Here is a 17,677-nt window from a genome sequence, read left to right as displayed (position 1 = left end):
GTCAATGATAATTTTAAAATTAATAGATAAAATCTTTTACTAAACTTTCATCTTAATTTTATCTACGTTAATGATTTTATACACCAGTTCCTTAATCAGTTCAGCTTCACCCATATTGACAGCGCCAAGGCCTTTCCCTTTCATATCGAATTCCCTTAATATCGAAATGACCCTTGTAGCATGCTTCAAAGGATAAAGTCTGGCAGATTCTGCATAATCTTTTATAAAATAGGGATTGACTCCCATCTGGGAGGCGATTACCTGGGGTGGCTGGCCCATCATGGTATTGTAGATGATAACGTTTGAGAAATAGTTGTAAAGACTGGCCAACAACATCACAAACGGATTGTTTTTAGGATTTTTCCCCATAAAATGAGCAATTTTGAAAGCAGCATTGCTGTTTTTTGTTCCTAATGCCTTCTGCAGTTCGAATACGTTATATTCTTTACTGATTCCGATATGGTTTTCCACCATGCTGCCGTCCAGAATTTCTCCTTCTTTAAGGATAATTTTCAGTTTATTAAGTTCGTTAGCGATCCTGGAAAGGTCGTTTCCAAGATATTCGGCCAGCAAATGAGAAATATTGGGAGCTGTTTTTATTTTTAAAGAAATACATTCGTCTGCAATCCATTTCGGAAGATGCGCTTCTCTTACGGGTTCACTTAAAAATAGAGCGTTGGCCTTATCCAGTGATTTGGTAACCTTTTTCCGGCTGTCCAGTTTTTTATGTTTATGGGCAAATACCAAAACCGTAGAGGCTACAGGATTCTGAATATAGGTTTCTAAAGCAGTATTTTCACTTTCTGCCAATCTTAAATCCTGTGCTTCCTTCACGATGATCACCTGTTTGTCTCCCATCATCGGGAACTGCCTCGCTAAAGAAAGAATTTCGTGGTAGGTGGTATCTTTTCCATACACGACGGTCTGGTTAAAAGCTTTTTCATCTTCATTCAAAAAATCGTGTTCAAGAGCTTTTACAGCAAGATCGATAAAGTAAGGTTCTTCTCCATGGAAAAAATAAATCGGTAAAACTTCTTTATTTTTAATATTTTTGAGGATTAAATCTAATTCTTTCATCTTATAAATGGAACTTCCCAAACTGAATTTTCAGGAAACTTTTGATTTTAAATTCAAGAAAGACAAAGATAAGTTTTTTATTTATGATTTAGTTCGTAAAACTTACCTTTTGCTGACCCCGGAGGAATGGGTGCGCCAGCATTGGATTCAATATTATCTTACCGTAAAGTGCTACTCGGCTTCTGCATTAATTACAGAAAAAAAAATTGTCCTGAACGGTTTAACCAAACGGATCGACCTGTTGATCACAGAGAAAACAGAGCCCGTTGTTCTGATCGAATGCAAAGCACCGCATATTAAATTAACAGAAAAAACCTTTGAGCAGACGGCGAGGTATAATTCCGTGATCGGGGCAAAAGAGATTATTTTAACAAATGGTTTGCAGCATATCAATGCGTACTATGAAAATGAGCAGTACCAGTTTTATAAACCTTAAATTATACTGCTGTATTCATAACGATTATAAGTTATTTTTATTAATTTAGATACCGGATTTATCGTTCACAGCGAACAGATTGATGATCAAAAAGACGGTTGAGACGCGATATAGCATTTCACGGTCAGATCCTTTAAAATAAACTTACATGACTTCGGGATGGAAAGGCTTGTTTATAGGTCAGAAACCCTAGCCCCGATTGAAGAGGAAATCCTTTTTTTGTAAAAAAAAGATTGGAACGGAAAGCGGGAAGAAGCTCCTTATAATAACTTAAATTACAAAATATATGATACGTACAATAGTATTATCTGCATTTTTTATGGCGTCGGGATCATTGTTCAGTCAGAAGCTTAAGTCGGTTTCTTACCAGGACGGTGACCAAAAGCTTAATGGTCTGTTAACTTCCAATGCGGGAAAAAAACTTCCGGGAGTTTTAATTTTGCCGGCGTGGAAAGGTATTGATGACGAAGCGAAAACCGCTGCTGCCGAACTTGAAAAACAGGGCTACATTGCTTTTGTTGCAGACATCTACGGCGAAGGAAATATTCCTTCTGATAATGCAGCGGCAGGTAAAGCGGCAGGCTATTACAAACAGAACTTTGAAGCGTACCAGAAGAGGATTTCTCTTGCCCTGGAACAGCTTAAGAAAAATGGTGCCGTTTCTGATAAAATCGCAGTAATCGGGTATTGTTTCGGAGGAACCGGTGCACTGGAATCTGCGCGTGGAAGTCTTCCTGTAGTGGGAGTAGTTTCCATTCACGGCAGCATTGGGAAAGATCAGGCGAGAAAAAACGGAGCTATTTCTACCAAAATCTTAGTTGAAAATCCCGCGGATGACCAGAGCGTAACACCGGAGGATTACCATAATCTGATCAAAGAGATGAATGAAGGAAATGCAGACTGGCAAATTATTACTTACGCGCATTCCAAACATACGTTTACAGATCCAAAATCACCGGATTATAATGCTGTGATGGCTAAAAGGGCCTGGAATCATACGCTGATGTTTCTGAAGGAAATTTTGAAATAAATTTTTGAATTAACGTGGATGCTTCGACAGGCTCAGCATGACATTTCTAATACTGAAATCTTATTTGAAAGTTCATTTTCAGCGATGTCATGCTGAGCTCGTCGAAGCATCTTTATAAAATATTGTGTAGATTCTTCAATTAGCTTCGGTGCTTCCAAAATGACAAAAATGCTATTTCAGTATATTTCAATTAGAGTAATTTTATTACAACGGCAACCCACCCATATTCAGTTTCGCTGTCTTTCAGTTTGATTTTTGTTTTGTTGCCACAACTCTCGCAGTTACTTTCATCAAGTTCATTTTCCTTTGCATGATAACGACAATGGTAACAACCCCAATTTGTTAATTTTGAATCATCGTCCATACTCCAAGTAAAAGAGTCATTTTTACATTTTGGACAAATTTGGGTTGCTATTATTAATTTCCTTCTTCTCTATTCACCAAATCCATCGAGAACGCAGGAAGACAAATGGCAACATATTCGCAAGATTCAGAGAACGGATTGCTGTAACGCACCCGGGCACCTTTTTCTACCAAAATACTTTGCCCCTTTTCCAAAATCACAACTTCTCCATCAATTTCAAATTGTTTTTTACCTGAAATGATCAGGGTATATTCATCAAACTGAGGGGTCTGGTGCGGCTCACTCCACCCCGGAGGGGCAACCATATGAGCGATTGAGATATCGGAATTACGGGTAGAGTTTCCCCAATGCTCTTCGATCAGCTTTCCGTCTGTGGTGGGAACAATGAATGGAGATTTCTGAATTTTATATTTTTTCATTTCAGGAAGGTTTATTTTTTGATTTCATAAACAAAATTGGTTCTCGTAGGCTCGCCAAAGTAGGCTACTTCCTCTTCTGCCACTTTTTGTCCGCCCAATCTTTCCAGTGCAGTCTGGGATCGGAAATTTTCTTTCCCGATATGGAAATGCACTTTATCCACAAACTGAAAAATGTAGTCGAGCATAAGTTTTTTAATCTGAGGATTGATTCCTTTGCCCCAGGATTTTTTTCCATAGAAAGTATATCCTATAAAAATACGGTTTCCGCTTTCATCATAGTCATAAAAACGGGTGCTTCCCAATACATCCCCGGTTGATTTTTCGACAATCTTAAAAGCGCCTTTGCTTTCCATAGCGCCTTTAAAAAAGTTTTTAAAAACTTCCTGCTGATAACGGTCTTTATTGGGATGCTGTTCCCAAACTTCAGGATCGGAGGCCACTGCATATAAAGATTCAAAATCCCCTTGCTGTAAGGGGATCAATTGATATTCTTCATTTTCCAGAACAGGTTGAACAGAAAAATTCATTTTCAGTATATTTTATTCAGAATAAGATGTACGATGCCTATGTTTTAGCTTTTTGCTTTCGCAGCATCAGACTCTATTTTTTTAATTTCTTTCAGTTTATCGGCAATCTTCGTCACCGCTTCCGGACTTGAAGGTTTTAAAGCGATCTCTGCCTGAGCCATATCCCATTTAATGACAAGATTCCCGGTGTTTTCGCCGGTTGGATTTAAAGTAATTTCAAACCATTCCTGTTTGTCTGCCAGCTTATTAACAGGCACTGTAACATCCACTACATCCTGCTTCGGATCGTACGTATACGCACCCCACTGCTGGAAATCTTTGTTTAAGATCACTTTCCATTCTTTTTCTGTCGGAACAATAAATAATCCGTACGTTCCTGCAGGCACCACTTTTCCGCCGAAGTTCACAGACTGTCCGAACGTAATTTTTGTAGATGAGTTAGCACCCGCTCTCCAAACCTGTCCGTAAGGAACCAGTTCCCCAAAGATTTTACGCCCCTTTACTCCCGGTCTTCCGTAATCTACAGAAATTTTAGACATCGAGAACTGCTGTTCTACTTTCTGACGCGGGCTCGCTGCCGGTACAGAATAATCCTGGGCAAAACTGAAGGCTGAAGCTGATAGGCAAAGTGCAAATAGTAACTTTTTCACGTGTAATTTTTGTTTAAAATTACGAAATCAAAATAAAACAGCCTTCTCCAATTCCAATAATTTTTGTTTTCTCCAGATGCCCCCTGCATAACCTACCAGTTCACCATTCGAACCGATGACCCGGTGGCAGGGAATTAAAATGGCCATCTTATTGATCCCATTGGCTGTCCCGACAGCACGGATTGCTTTCGGATTTCCTAAAAATTCGGACTGCTGTCTGTAAGTCCGTGTTTCCCCTATCGGGATTTCTCTTAATAACTGCCAGGTTTTTTTCTGAAATTCTGTTCCCGTAATATATAAAGGAACATCAAATTTTTCTCTTCTGCCTTCAAAGTATTCTTTTAATTCCTCTTCAAGCTGTCCGAAATGTCTGTTTTCTCCCTGTATGATCTCCGCATTCAGAGCTGTGGATAAGGACCTGAACTGTTTGTCCATATTCTTCCGGTCTGTAAATTCAAGCAGGCAGATTCCCTCTTCTACGGCACAGGCGTACATGGTTCCGAGAGGCGTCTCTATTCTTTTAAGGTCAATAACTGTCTGTATTTTACTGTTTTTGGGCGAAGCTCCAAGGACATTTTTAAATCGTTCATTAAAACCGCTTAAACTTTCATATCCTGAATCTAAAGCCGTTTCCAATATGCTTTCGCCCTTTTTTATCTTCTTAAAAGCTGCACTCATCCGGAATTCTCTCTGAAATGCCTGAAACGTCATGCCATGATTTTTCAGGAACCAACGGCGAAGGGTTACGGGTTCTATATTTCTTTCTGAAAGATCTGCATCTTTTATTTTCAGCGACAGATCCTCGGCCAGCTCCGATAATAGTTTCTGAATATAGGGAGGCGTTTCGTTCAGTTTTTCCAGAGGTTTACATACTTTACAGGCTCTGTACCCTTTATCAAGTGCTTCCTGTACGCTAAGAAAAAATTCTACGTTTTCTCTCTTCGGCTTTCTGGCCGTACAAGTCGGGCGGCAAAATATTCCGGTGGTTTTTACAGCCATCCAGTAGGTTCCTTCAAATGAAGAATCCTTATCCAAAGATGCCTGATACATTCTGTCTGCTGTCAGTTTCATGATGATACAAAAATGGGTGAAAAGTTGTTCTTCTCTATAATTTCCCGTCCTTTTTCCTCTAATTTTTTATACATATATTCATTCGCAAAATTACCGGAAGAAATTCTTTTAACTCCCAATTTTTTCAATGTACTGAAATCCGGCAATTCGGGCATAGCCATTACGTTAACCGGAAGTTTCGTTGCTTTGACGATGGTTTTAATATCTTCTTCAGCCGTAATGCAGGGAACAAAAACACCATCAATTCCTGTTTTTTCAAATAATTTTATTCTTTCAAGAGTCTCTTTTACAGGATCTTTTACTCCTAATAAAAACGGATCAGTTCTCAGGTTGATAAAAATATCCACCGCTTTTTCGTTTATTTTCAGCATGACCGCTGACAGCTTTTCATAAAAAACCTCTTTATCTGCCATATTTCTAACTCCATTGGCCATGATGCTGTCTTCAATATTAATTCCCACCCCCCGATTCTGCAAGCTTCAGAATATTGGAAGCAATGTCATCAGCATTAGTTCCATAACCTCCTTCAAGGTCTACAGTCAGGGGTATTGATACTGATTTTAAAATCCGATCAATCATATAAAAATATTCATCAAATGTCATATTTTCACCATCTTCATATCCTAAACTGTGGGCAACAGCCGAACTGGAAGTTGCCACGGCCTGATATCCCAGTTTCTCATAGATCCCGGCACTCTGCGGATTCCATACGTTGCCCAGTAATAACGGGTCGGCATTTTTATGGAGTTCTCTGAAAAGCTTACTATTTGTCATTCTTTTTTTTACAAAACTAATATTTATAGCCTTCTGTATACAACCGAAAAATGGACAAGTATTTTTGCTTTATCTAAGTTTCCGATATTTTCCATTTATTACTTAATATTATTTATTTAAAAATACAATGATCTTTAACTAGCAAGCGATTCTTCAATTACTAACATGCTAAAAAATAGGTAATTACCTATTTATAAATACCTTAAACTTACAAAAAAACCCCGTAAGATACTTACGAGGTTTAAAAATATTTTAATCCGGAAATTACATCGTCTCCATCTTGAAGCTCATGCTTTCGATAACTTTCAGGATAGCTTCAACAGTATCCATCGAGGTTAAACAAGGAACACCGTTTTCCACACTCATTCTTCTGATCTGGAAGCCGTCTCTTTCCGCCTGTTTTCCTTTGGTCGTCGTATTCACAACATACTGAACCTTTCCTTTCTGAATCAGGTCGATCAGGTTGACACTCTCCTCTCCTATTTTGTATCCGATTTTACAAGGAATACCTTTTTCTTCGAAGAACTTTGCTGTTCCTTCCGTAGCCCAGATCCTGAAACCAACTTCATGGAATCTTGCCGCTAAGTCAGCCGCTTCCTGCTTGTGTTTATCCGCTACCGTGAATAAAATTGATCCGTGCATCGGAACTTTTCTTCCTGCGGCAACCAATCCTTTGTATAAAGCTTTTTCTAAAGTCGTGTCTTTCCCCATTACTTCTCCTGTAGACTTCATTTCAGGGCCTAGAGAGATGTCAACTTTCGTTAATTTTGAGAAAGAGAATACAGGAACTTTTACAAAAACACCTTCTTTGTTAGGTACTAATCCGTTTTTATAGCCCAGATCGGTCAGTTTTTTACCTAAAATGGCTTTCGTAGCCAGGTTCGCCATCGGAACTTCTGTGATTTTCGATAAGAAAGGAACGGTTCTTGACGAACGTGGATTTACCTCGATCACATATACGTTTCCTTCGAAAAGAACGTACTGAATATTCATCAGACCGATAACATTCAATCCCTTAGCCAGTCTTTGGGTATAATCTACCAACGTTTCGATTTCGCTTTGTGAGATATTCTGAGGAGGATATACTGCAATGGAGTCTCCGGAGTGAACTCCCGCTCTTTCGATGTGTTCCATAATTCCCGGAATGATCACGGTTTCACCATCACAGATGGCATCAACTTCGATCTCTTTTCCGACCATATATTTATCCACTAAAATCGGCTGATCAGGACTTGCCTCTACCGCGAACTCCATATAATGGGCCAATTCCGCTTCTGTATAAACAATTTCCATGGCTCTGCCTCCCAAAACGTAACTTGGACGGACTAAAACCGGATACCCAATTTCGTTGGCAATTACAATCGCTTCCTCTTTTGAGGTAGAAGTTTTTCCTAAAGGCTGAGGAATTCCCATTTCCTGAAGGGCTTTTTCAAATTTATCCCGGTTTTCAGCTCTGTCTAAATCTTCCAGCGTTGTTCCTAAAATCTGAACGCCGTGAGAAGCCAGTTTATCCGCTAAGTTAATCGCTGTCTGACCTCCGAACTGAACGACAACCCCTTTTGGTTTTTCGAGATCGATGATGTTCATTACATCTTCTTCCGTTAACGGCTCAAAGTATAATTTATCTGAAATCGAGAAGTCTGTAGACACCGTTTCAGGATTATTGTTGATGATAATCGCTTCATAACCCATTTCTTTGATGGCCCAAACCGAGTGAACGGTCGCATAATCAAACTCTACTCCCTGTCCAATTCTGATTGGCCCGGAACCTAAAACAATGATTTTTTCTTTATCAGAAGCAACACTTTCGTTTTCTTCTTCATAGGTTCCGTAGAAATAGGGTGTTTCAGATTCGAATTCAGCAGCGCAGGTATCTACCATTTTGTACACCGGCATCACTCCGTTTTCTTTTCTGAAATCGAAGATTTCGCGTTCTGTCACGTCCCAGAGAACGGCAATATTGACATCAGCAAAACCTAATTTTTTAGCTTCCAGTAAAGTTTCTTTGTTAAACTTATTTTCAGCAATCACTTTTTCAAAATCAATTAATTTTTTGATCTTCCAGATGAAAAATTTATCGATTTTACTCCATTCCACGATTTGCTCCCAATCGTAACCTCTTCTTAAAGCGTCACCAATGATGAACAGCCTTTCGTCATCACACACTCTGATCCTTCTTTCGATTTCTTCTGCCGTAAGAGCTGCAGCTTGCTTAGTTTTTAAACCGATATGTTTAATTCCGGTTTCCAAAGAACGGATTGCCTTCTGTAAAGATTCCTCGAAATTTCTTCCGATGGCCATTACTTCACCCGTTGCTTTCATTTGCGTTGATAATCTTCTGTCCGCCGTTTCGAATTTATCAAATGGGAATCTTGGGAATTTCGTTACCACATAATCCAAGGCCGGTTCGAAACAGGCATAAGTCTTTCCTGTAACCGGATTCATGATTTCATCAAGAGTTAATCCAACCGCAATTTTCGCAGCAATTTTCGCAATCGGATATCCTGTGGCTTTTGATGCTAAAGCTGATGAACGGGAAACTCTTGGGTTCACCTCAATAATATAATATTCGAATGAGTGAGGATCCAAGGCTAACTGTACGTTACATCCGCCTTCGATTCCTAATGCTCTGATGATTTTCAGTGACGCATTTCTCAGCAACTGATATTCTCTGTCAGAAAGCGTCTGAGAAGGGGCCACAACGATTGAATCTCCTGTGTGAACGCCAACCGGATCTATATTTTCCATGTTACAAACCACAATTGCGTTGTCGTTTGCATCACGCATTACCTCATATTCAATTTCTTTGAAACCTGCAATTGATTTTTCAATAAGACACTGGGTCACAGGGCTGTATTTTAACCCCAACTCGGAAATTTCTTTCAATTCTGTTTCATTGGAAGCGATTCCACCTCCTGTTCCACCCATGGTAAAGGCAGGACGAACAATGACAGGATATCCGATTTCATCAGCAAACCTTAGTGCCCCTTCTACCGTATTAACGATGTCTGATTCCGGAACTGGTTCGTTCAGTTCTCTCATCAGTTCACGGAACAAATCTCTGTCCTCAGCTCTGTTGATCGCTGAAAGCTTCGTTCCCAACACTTCAACTTTACATTCCTCAAGAATTCCCGATTTTTCAAGCTCTACCGCCATATTCAGACCCGTCTGTCCTCCAAGAGTAGGCAAAAGCGCATCCGGACGTTCTTTTCTGATGATATGACTTACAAACTGAAGTGAAATCGGCTCGATGTATACTTTGTCCGCGATTTCCACATCCGTCATAATCGTTGCAGGGTTTGAATTAATCAAAATTACCTTGTATCCCTCTTCTTTCAAAGACAGGCAAGCCTGCGTTCCCGCGTAATCAAATTCCGCCGCCTGACCAATGATGATAGGTCCCGAACCGATTACTAAAATTGTTTTTATGTCGTTTCTTTTCATTTTTTTCTTTTTATTGTTCCATGGATTTCATCCGTGGCTATTATTGTTGAACCATTTCATGGTTCTGTTTGTCTACCTCGCCACCAAGTGGCTGAATCCTAATAACCTTAGGTAAGACCTATGGATTGGATAATTAAATCATTACGACAACCTATGAAATGGGTTGAATATTATAATCTGAGAAATCAAACCAAATTTTTCATCTTTCGGTAAATCAGCACAAATGATATAAACTTCTTTTGCAAGTTCTATAGATTTCTGCCAAAAAATTAATTTCTCAAAATGATGCATGTAATAGTCTTTTATCTGATGTCTAATGTCTGAAATCTTTCTTATTGATTCTTCTTATTCTTAAAGTCCTCCATCATGTGGATAAAATCATCGAATAGATAGTTTGCATCTTCAGGGCCGGGACTTGCTTCCGGGTGATACTGAACAGAGAAACATGGGTGAATTTTGTGCTTCAGACCTTCATTGGTTCTGTCATTCAGCGCAATATGAGTTTCAATTAAATCTGTGTCTCTTAAACTTTCCTGATCTACGGCATACCCGTGATTCTGAGAAGTGATGGCTACTTTGTTTTTCTCCAGATCCAAAACAGGGTGATTTCCTCCGCGGTGCCCGAATTTCAGCTTGAATGTTTTGGCCCCGCAGGCCAAGCCGATCAGCTGATGTCCCAGACAGATTCCGAAGATGGGCACTTTTCCCAATAATCCGCGGATCATTTCCAAAGCCATTGGATTATCTTCCGGATCACCGGGACCGTTGGACAACATGATTCCATCCGGATTCATCAACAGGATTTCTTCTGCTGTCGTATCATTCGAAACCACGATGATATCACAGTTTCTCTGAGATAATTCTCTGATAATTCCTAACTTGGAACCGAAATCTACCAACACGACTTTGAACCCTCTTCCGGGATTTGCATACGGTGTTTTTGTGGAAACCTGTTCAACCTGATTGGTTGAAAACGTTGTAGATTTCAGTTCTGCAATGATCGTCTGATCCTCAGTATCCGCGTTTACAATTTTTCCCTTCACCACTCCCGAATTACGAAGAATTCTTGTCAGTCTTCTTGTATCGATTCCTGAGATTCCTGAAAGGTTTTTCTTTTTAAATAATTCATCTAAAGTAATCTGAGTACGGAAATTTGACGGCAGATCACAAAGTTCTTTGACGATAAGACCTTTGATAGCCGGCTCAATACTCTCATAATCATCTCTATTAATCCCATAGTTTCCGATAAGCGGATAGGTCATACAAACGATCTGCCCGCAATAAGACGGGTCAGAGATCAATTCCTGATACCCTGTCATTCCGGTATTGAAAACCACTTCTCCTGCAGTTTCCAACTCTGCTCCGAAACCTTCTCCATGAAACACTTCACCGGACTCCAGTATTAATTTTTTCTTCATTTTTTTATTTAGATTTTCTTTTTATTTTCTATTTATTTGTACAATGTATTCACGTATTTATGTATTCATGAATACTTTTACATTTTACGTTTTTACAATTACTTAAAAGTATACCCTTCTTTTTCCAGGGCTTCTTTCAGAATTGCCATTCTTGCGAAAACGCCATTCTGCATTTGCTTGAAGACTCTGGAGCGTTCGCATTCTACAAGGTCTGTATCAATCTCCACTCCCCTGTTGATGGGTGCCGGATGCATGATGATAGCCTCTTTTTTCATTGCTTTCTCCCTATCTTTTGTCAGTCCGTATTTTCTATGGTAATCTGAAGCTGAAAAACTGATCTGTGCATCGTGTCTTTCATGCTGAATCCGCAATAACATTAAAACATCAACATCTTTTATCATTTCATCTACTGAAAGGTAGGTTCCGTTGATCAGAGCACCTTCATCAAACCACTGTTCCGGTCCAGAGAAGTAGACTTTTGCGCCTAATCTTCTTAAAGCTTCCGCATTGGAATTGGCTACACGGCTGTGTTTTACATCTCCCACAATTCCCACTTTCAATCCTTCGAATTTCCCGAATTCCTGATAAATCGTCATCAGATCCAGCATACATTGGGAAGGATGGTTTCCGGTACCGTCTCCCCCGTTAATGACAGGAATCTTTATATTTTTTAATTCGTCAAAATACCGGTCTTTTTTATCTCTTATTACGACAAGGTTCACCCCCAAACTTTCAATGGTTTTTACGGTGTCATACAGACTTTCTCCTTTATTTACAGAACTGTGAGAGGCATCAAAAGGAACCACCTGTAATCCCAATTTTCTTTCAGCAATATCAAAACTTGTTTTTGTTCTCGTACTGTCTTCGAAAAAAAGGTTTGAGCAAAAAACATCTCCTTCAATTCTGGCAGTTTTTCCGTTTGCAAAAGCCAGTGCTTCTGTTACTATACTGTTGATTCTTTCGGTACTTAGTTCTGTAATCGTAAACATACTATTTTAAATTTTTTACAAAAAAAAGCGAAGAAAATATCTTCGCTTACTATAAATAAATATCGTAAAGGGCGTCTACGCCCGGTAATTCTAATGATATAAATACTGTGTTATTCATTAGGTGCAAAGATACAAAAATTTCACAAAACGCCAAAACCAAAATTTCAAATAAATTAAAAAACTTTATCTGTCCTTATTTTCATTTTTAAAATACTATTTTTGTTAAAACTCAACTTTATTGTATGGATTTAAAAGACAAAATGATTCTCAGTATTATTCAGGAAGACTCTACTTATTCGGTGAAAGAAATTTCAGAAAAGATCGGCCTTACCTTTACTCCGACCTATGAACGTATCAAACAACTGGAGAAACAGGGAATAATTGAGAAATATGTAGGGCTCTTAAACCGTGAAAAACTGGGTTTGAATATTGTCGTATACTGCAACGTCCGTTTGAAAGAACAATCTCAGAAAGTATTGGAAACTTTCGAAAAAAATATCGGAAAATATGATGAAGTTCAGGAAATCATCAGTCTTTCCGGTGAATATGACTATATGTTGAAGATCATTGCCAAAGACATCAACTCTTATAACGAATTTGCGGTAAACATCATATCAAATATTCCCAATATCGGGCAATATCACAGTTCTATCGTGCTTCATGAGGTTAAAAAATCTACTAAATTTAAAATTGATTTAGGTTAACTGTTACTGTAATCTAAATCTTTCGTTCATTAAATACACTTCGACAAGCTCAGCATGACTTCTCTGATACAACTGTTTTATGAGTGATTCATTTGTGGCGTTGCCATGCTGGGTGATGTCGGAGCACTATTAATTCTAAACAATTCCTGTTTAAAATCAACCCAATAATTTATTTTTCAGTTTATTAAACTGATATTCTATCTTATCCAGACAAAGATTTCCTATGCTTCCCTGATGGGTATGATTGAGGTTATCTACTTCAAAATGAAACTCATCATTTTCAATCTCCTGCCCTACTTTTACATAAGCATCACGGAATGAACTTCCGTTCTTTACTTCTTCATTGATTTTCTCTACGCTGAAAAGATATTGATACTTTTCATTCTCCAAAATCCCGTCTTTCACCTGAATATTCGGCAAAGTATAATTTAATATCTCCAGACACTCCTTCAATGAATCGATGGCCGGGAAAAGAATTTCTTTCGTCAGCTGCATATCGCGGTGATATCCTGACGGTAGATTATTCGTCAGCAAAATAAACTCATTCGGTAACGACTGAATTCTGTTGCACCGGGCACGAACCAATTCAAAAATATCAGGGTTTTTCTTATGAGGCATAATGCTGCTTCCTGTCGTAAACTCTTTGGGAAAGCTGATAAAATCAAAGTTCTGACTTAAATACAGGCAGACATCATAGGCAAATTTCCCCAATGTTCCCGCCAGTGTAGCCATCGCCATCGCCAGCATTTTCTCCGACTTTCCACGCGTCATCTGAGCATACACTGAATTATAATTCATCGACTGAAAGCCCAGTTTATATGTTGTACTCTCCCGGTCAATCGGGAAAGATGAACCGTACCCCGCCGCCGAACCCAGAGGATTCTTATTGATGATATTCTTCACCGAGAAAAGCATTTCAACATCATCCAGCAAAGCTTCGGCATAAGCTCCAAACCACAATCCGAAAGAGGATGGCATGGCGATCTGCAAATGGGTGTATCCCGGGAGCAAAACATCTTTATGCTGTTCTGCCAAATCGATTAATATCTGAAAAAATTCATCGGTCAAGGCTGTAATTTCACGGATTTCATCGACCAGATACAGTTTAATATCCAGTAAAACCTGATCATTTCTGGAACGGGCGGTATGGATTTTTTTTCCTGTATCACCTAATTTTTCAATCAGGATCGATTCAACCTGTGAATGAATATCTTCCGCACTTTTATCAATTGTAAAAGTTCCGTTTGCGATATCTTTAAGGATTTCTTCCAAAACAGATACCATCTGCTTTGATTCTTCACCTGAAATAATTCCTACTTCTGCCAACATGATACAGTGGGCTATCGAGCCTTTAACATCATATTCTGCTAAACGCTCATCAAAGTCAAGATCTTTACCTACCGTAAACTTATTAACTAATATATTGGTGGCATTATCGTCTTTTTGCCATATTTTTTTCATAAAATTCTTTTTTTGTTTAAAATTTTCTTTTGTCTTGAAATCAAAGATTCGACGTAGTCAAACAAAAGAAACAAAAGTTCAAGACTGGAAAATTCCGCTAAAAAATATTTTTATTCTCTAAAAATCCCAAAACCCGTGCGAATTGAACGTTGGTTCATCGATTCCAAATTTGTGTCGCACTCAAACAGTGGGATTTTCTTAACGTTCATAAAATATTTTTCTTAACGCTCCATTTTTCTAGGTCGATATTTTTACGCTTTATCAACTTCCATCATCCATCTCCCTACTTCAAGCCCATAAAACTTTCTCTAAAATCTTGATGTAAATCTCAATTCCTTCCGCAATTTCTTCGATGAAAACAAATTCATCCGCCGTGTGCGAGCGCCTGCTGTCTCCGGGACCGATTTTGACAGATGTACATGGAATAATGGCCTGATCGGATGATGTGGGAGAACCGTAAGTGGTCCTTCCAATTTCCAGACCTGCCTGCACAAACGGATGGTCTGTTTCAATTTTTGAAGAATTCAGCCTGAAAGACCTGGCCGTTAAAGTTGATTTCATCTGCGATTGGATGATTTCGAACACCTCTTTGTTTGAATATTCGTCCGTCACCCTAACATCTAAGGTAAAAGCACAGGATTCCGGAACGACATTGTGCTGAACTCCGGCATGAATTCCCGAAAGTGTAACTTTAACTTCACCTAAATAGTCTGAAACTTTTGGAAATTTGAAGTTTAAAATCTGCTGCAGATCTTCCATACATTTCACAATCGAGTTATCGTCATTAGGATGAGCGGCATGAGAAGGAGTTCCTTTCATTTCTCCATCGATAACCAAAAGTCCTTTCTCCGCGATCGCCAGATTCATCTGCGTCGGTTCTCCTACAATAGCGAGCTCCACATTGGGTAGCTGCGGAAATAAAGCTTCGATCCCATCAAACCCTGAAATCTCCTCCTCAGCGGTTAAAGCAATTACGATATTATATTTTAAATCTTCCTGAGCATAAAAATGTAAAAATACCTGAGCCATCGAAACCAGGGATGCACCGGCGTCGTTACTCCCCAATCCGAACAATTTTCCGTCTTTTTCGATTGGTAAAAACGGATCCAATGTATATGCTTTGTTCGGTTTTACGGTGTCATGATGTGTATTCAGCAAAATAGAAGGTTTGAAAACATCAAAGTTTTTATTGACCGCCCAGATGTTATTTTTAAAACGCTTGGTCGGAATCTGATGATTTCTGAAAAAATTTTCAATCTCAACAGATGTATTGAATTCATCTTTGCTGAATGACGGAATTTCAATCAGTTTCTTCAGCAATTCCACTGCATTCTCCACTAATTCTTCTTTACTATAAACAGATCTCAGTTCCTGCATGATGGTTTTCGATATGGTTTTTAAGTTCGGTTTCTTTTATTAAGAATACCTTATTTACATTATTTTTAATGGCTCCAAGAGCATTTTCAAGTTTAGGCAGAATTCCTTTATGCAGCCTTCCCTCATTTTTCAATGCTGAAAACTCCTCTTCAGAAATAGTCCTGATCACCGATTCAGGATTATCTACATCTTCCAGAACGCCTTCTTTATCAAAACAGTACAACAATTCAACATCATATTTCGACGACAGCGCCTGAGCAATAACCGAGGCAATCGTATCTGCATTGGTATTGAAAAGATTTCCTTTTTTGTCGTGGGTAATGGCTGAAAATACAGGAACCAGTTCAAGCTTAATTAATTTTGAAATCAGCTTCCTGTTCACACTTTTTTTCTCAATATCTCCTACAAATCCGAAATCGATCTCGGCGTGTTCTCTTTTTTGGCTTTAATTAAATTGGCATCGGCACCGGAAAAACCTATGGCTTTGCATTTTTTCTGCTGAAGCTTGGCTACAATATTTTTATTAATTCCTCCCGCGTATACCATGGCCACAATATCCAGGGTATCTTTATCTGTGATTCTTCTTCCGTTGATCATTTTCTGTTCAACGCCTAATTTATCAGCCAGTGTGGTTGCCAGCTTCCCCCCTCCGTGAACCAGAATTTTCTTTTCCTTAATTTCAGAAAACTGCTGCAGAAATTCGTTCAGTAATTCTTCATCATCAATTAATGCTCCGCCGATTTTTATGATGTATAATTTGTCTTTCATTATAAATCTCTTTTTAGAGGGCCTTGTCAAGCTTTAAAACCTTGACAAGGCTTGCGAGTGAAAACCTAACGGGTTTTAGAAACCCGTTAGGTTTGATTTATTTAGAATTCAATTCTTCCAGAATTTCAGAAAAAACCGCCTGAGCCGAAAAAATCCGGTTTTTCGCCTGTTGGTAAATGATTGAATTTTCACCGTCCATTACTTCATCACTCAATTCTACATTTCTACGAACAGGAAGACAGTGCATCACTTTTCCCTGATTCGTATTGGCTAACTTTTCATTCGTCAGCATCCAGTTTTCTTTCACTTCAGGCATTGATGCATACTCATCAAATGAAGACCAGTTTTTTACGTAAATAAAATCTGCATCCTTCAATGCTTCATCCTGATTATGAATCACTTTTACATCCTTCGTAAATTTTTTATCCAAATCATAGCCTTCAGGATTAGCAATGACCAGTTCAACATCCATTTCCTGCATCCATTCTGCAAAAGAATTTCCTACTGCATGAGCAATCGGTTTTATGTGGGGTGCCCAGGTAAGTACCACTTTAGGCTTGCGATTTACGCTGAGTTTGTTGAAGTGCCAGTTTTCGGTAATCGTGATGCAGTCGGCCAAACTTTGTAAAGGGTGACGTGTCGCAGATTCCAATGAAATAACCGGCACTTTCGCATGTTGTTCGAACTGACTTAAAATACTTTCGTTAACATCATCCTCCTTGTCTTTCATTCCTGCAAAACAACGCACCGCAATGATGTCACAATATTGATTGAGTACTTCAATAGCATCTTTAATATGCTCGACCGTATCACCGTTCATCACGGCTCCGTCTGCGAATTCCAGATTCCAGGCTTCCTGAGCGGCATTTAAAGTTAAAACATTTAATCCTAAATTCTGTGCCGCAATCTGGCTGCTTAAGCGGGTTCTCAAGCTTGAATTCAAAAATACAAGTCCGATTGTTTTTCCTTTTCCTTTCGCGGTTTCCGAAAGAGGATTTTCTTTAATTTGTAAAGTTTTTTGTATGATTTCCTGTAAGTTTTCGACATCACTTACAGAGGTGAATTTTTTCATTTTGAATTGATTTTGAACTAAAAAGTTTTAACACATTAGTACACTTTAGAAGTTTACATGAGCGAAAATATTTAGAACACATAAGTTAAAAATCAA

The 17,677-nt window shown here is 38.8% G+C and carries 15 protein-coding genes and 2 pseudogenes; 3 read left to right on the top strand and 14 right to left on the bottom strand.

All coding sequences use genetic code 11. From position 1 onward, the window contains the following. Positions 1 to 39: 39 nt before the first annotated feature. Positions 40 to 1,077 carry a DNA polymerase III subunit delta gene (gene holA, locus ODZ84_RS22385; RefSeq protein ID WP_266174735.1) on the bottom strand — a complete coding sequence of 346 codons (1,038 nt, stop codon included), beginning with the start codon at positions 1,075 to 1,077 and terminating at the stop codon, positions 40 to 42. A gap of 7 nt (positions 1,078 to 1,084) precedes the next feature. On the opposite strand from holA, the gene ODZ84_RS22380 reads away from it, so the two are divergent. Both ODZ84_RS22380 and ODZ84_RS22375 read left to right on the top strand, forming a co-directional pair. Beyond that, on the top strand, positions 1,085 to 1,513 hold the full coding sequence (locus ODZ84_RS22380; RefSeq protein WP_266174734.1) for a type I restriction enzyme HsdR N-terminal domain-containing protein: 429 nt from the start codon (positions 1,085 to 1,087) through the stop codon (positions 1,511 to 1,513). Positions 1,514 to 1,799: 286 nt separating this feature from the next. After that, a complete protein-coding gene (locus ODZ84_RS22375; RefSeq protein ID WP_266174733.1) occupies positions 1,800 to 2,543 on the top strand; it encodes a dienelactone hydrolase family protein in 744 nt (247 codons plus the stop codon). 417 nt (positions 2,544 to 2,960) lie between these two features. Here ODZ84_RS22375 and ODZ84_RS22370 read toward each other — a convergent pair whose 3' ends face one another. From ODZ84_RS22370 to ODZ84_RS22330, 9 genes and pseudogenes are all read right to left on the bottom strand, one after another. Continuing rightward, positions 2,961 to 3,326, bottom strand: a complete 366-nt coding sequence (locus ODZ84_RS22370) for a cupin domain-containing protein (RefSeq protein ID WP_266174732.1) — start codon at positions 3,324 to 3,326, stop codon at positions 2,961 to 2,963. Between the two features lie 11 nt (positions 3,327 to 3,337). Further along, positions 3,338 to 3,853 (bottom strand): GNAT family N-acetyltransferase, encoded by a 516-nt coding sequence (locus ODZ84_RS22365; protein ID WP_266174730.1) that lies wholly within the window; start codon positions 3,851 to 3,853, stop codon positions 3,338 to 3,340. A gap of 44 nt (positions 3,854 to 3,897) precedes the next feature. Then, positions 3,898 to 4,503 (bottom strand): DUF2911 domain-containing protein, encoded by a 606-nt coding sequence (locus ODZ84_RS22360; RefSeq protein ID WP_266174728.1) that lies wholly within the window; start codon positions 4,501 to 4,503, stop codon positions 3,898 to 3,900. Positions 4,504 to 4,530: 27 nt separating this feature from the next. Beyond that, the gene (locus ODZ84_RS22355) at positions 4,531 to 5,574 is read right to left on the bottom strand and encodes a bifunctional transcriptional activator/DNA repair enzyme AdaA (protein WP_266174726.1); all 1,044 of its coding nucleotides are present in this window, start codon (positions 5,572 to 5,574) and stop codon (positions 4,531 to 4,533) included. Next, a pseudogene (locus tag ODZ84_RS22350) lies at positions 5,571 to 6,348 on the bottom strand (isocitrate lyase/PEP mutase family protein). The gene ODZ84_RS22355 and the pseudogene ODZ84_RS22350 overlap by 4 nt, the downstream one beginning before the upstream one ends. Positions 6,349 to 6,612: 264 nt before the next feature. After that, a complete protein-coding gene (gene carB / locus ODZ84_RS22345; RefSeq protein ID WP_266174725.1) occupies positions 6,613 to 9,792 on the bottom strand; it encodes a carbamoyl-phosphate synthase large subunit in 3,180 nt (1,059 codons plus the stop codon). 141 nt (positions 9,793 to 9,933) lie between these two features. Further along, the gene (locus ODZ84_RS23530; protein ID WP_266174724.1) at positions 9,934 to 10,083 is read right to left on the bottom strand and encodes a four helix bundle protein; all 150 of its coding nucleotides are present in this window, start codon (positions 10,081 to 10,083) and stop codon (positions 9,934 to 9,936) included. 41 nt (positions 10,084 to 10,124) lie between these two features. Continuing rightward, positions 10,125 to 11,210, bottom strand: a complete 1,086-nt coding sequence (locus tag ODZ84_RS22335; RefSeq protein WP_266174722.1) for a carbamoyl phosphate synthase small subunit — start codon at positions 11,208 to 11,210, stop codon at positions 10,125 to 10,127. Positions 11,211 to 11,308: 98 nt separating this feature from the next. Further along, positions 11,309 to 12,199 carry an aspartate carbamoyltransferase catalytic subunit gene (locus ODZ84_RS22330; protein ID WP_266174721.1) on the bottom strand — a complete coding sequence of 297 codons (891 nt, stop codon included), beginning with the start codon at positions 12,197 to 12,199 and terminating at the stop codon, positions 11,309 to 11,311. Positions 12,200 to 12,441: 242 nt separating this feature from the next. Between ODZ84_RS22330 and ODZ84_RS22325 the strand changes: the two genes are divergently transcribed. Next, positions 12,442 to 12,903, top strand: coding sequence for an Lrp/AsnC family transcriptional regulator (locus ODZ84_RS22325; RefSeq protein WP_266174718.1), 462 nt, complete (start codon positions 12,442 to 12,444; stop codon positions 12,901 to 12,903). A 156-nt stretch (positions 12,904 to 13,059) separates the two neighbouring features. On the opposite strand, the gene argH is transcribed toward ODZ84_RS22325, so the two are convergent. The 4 genes and pseudogenes from argH to ODZ84_RS22305 all read right to left on the bottom strand — a co-directional run bounded on the left by argH (position 13,060) and on the right by ODZ84_RS22305 (position 17,581). After that, positions 13,060 to 14,364: an argininosuccinate lyase gene (argH, locus tag ODZ84_RS22320; RefSeq protein WP_266174716.1), complete on the bottom strand. Its 1,305-nt coding sequence runs from the start codon at positions 14,362 to 14,364 to the stop codon at positions 13,060 to 13,062. Positions 14,365 to 14,652: 288 nt separating this feature from the next. Then, a complete protein-coding gene (locus ODZ84_RS22315) occupies positions 14,653 to 15,741 on the bottom strand; it encodes a M20 family metallo-hydrolase (RefSeq protein WP_266174715.1) in 1,089 nt (362 codons plus the stop codon). Continuing rightward, positions 15,716 to 16,509, bottom strand: a pseudogene (gene argB, locus ODZ84_RS23525) (acetylglutamate kinase). The gene ODZ84_RS22315 and the pseudogene argB overlap by 26 nt, the downstream one beginning before the upstream one ends. Before the next feature lie 97 nt (positions 16,510 to 16,606). Beyond that, positions 16,607 to 17,581, bottom strand: coding sequence for an N-acetylornithine carbamoyltransferase (locus ODZ84_RS22305; protein ID WP_266174714.1), 975 nt, complete (start codon positions 17,579 to 17,581; stop codon positions 16,607 to 16,609). Positions 17,582 to 17,677 lie beyond the last annotated feature (96 nt).

Source organism: Chryseobacterium fluminis (assembly GCF_026314945.1).
GTDB classification, from domain to species: Bacteria; Bacteroidota; Bacteroidia; order Flavobacteriales; family Weeksellaceae; genus Chryseobacterium; species Chryseobacterium fluminis.
The sequence above is the reverse complement of the archived record's forward strand: the minus strand, read 5'-3'. Positions and strand labels throughout refer to the sequence as shown.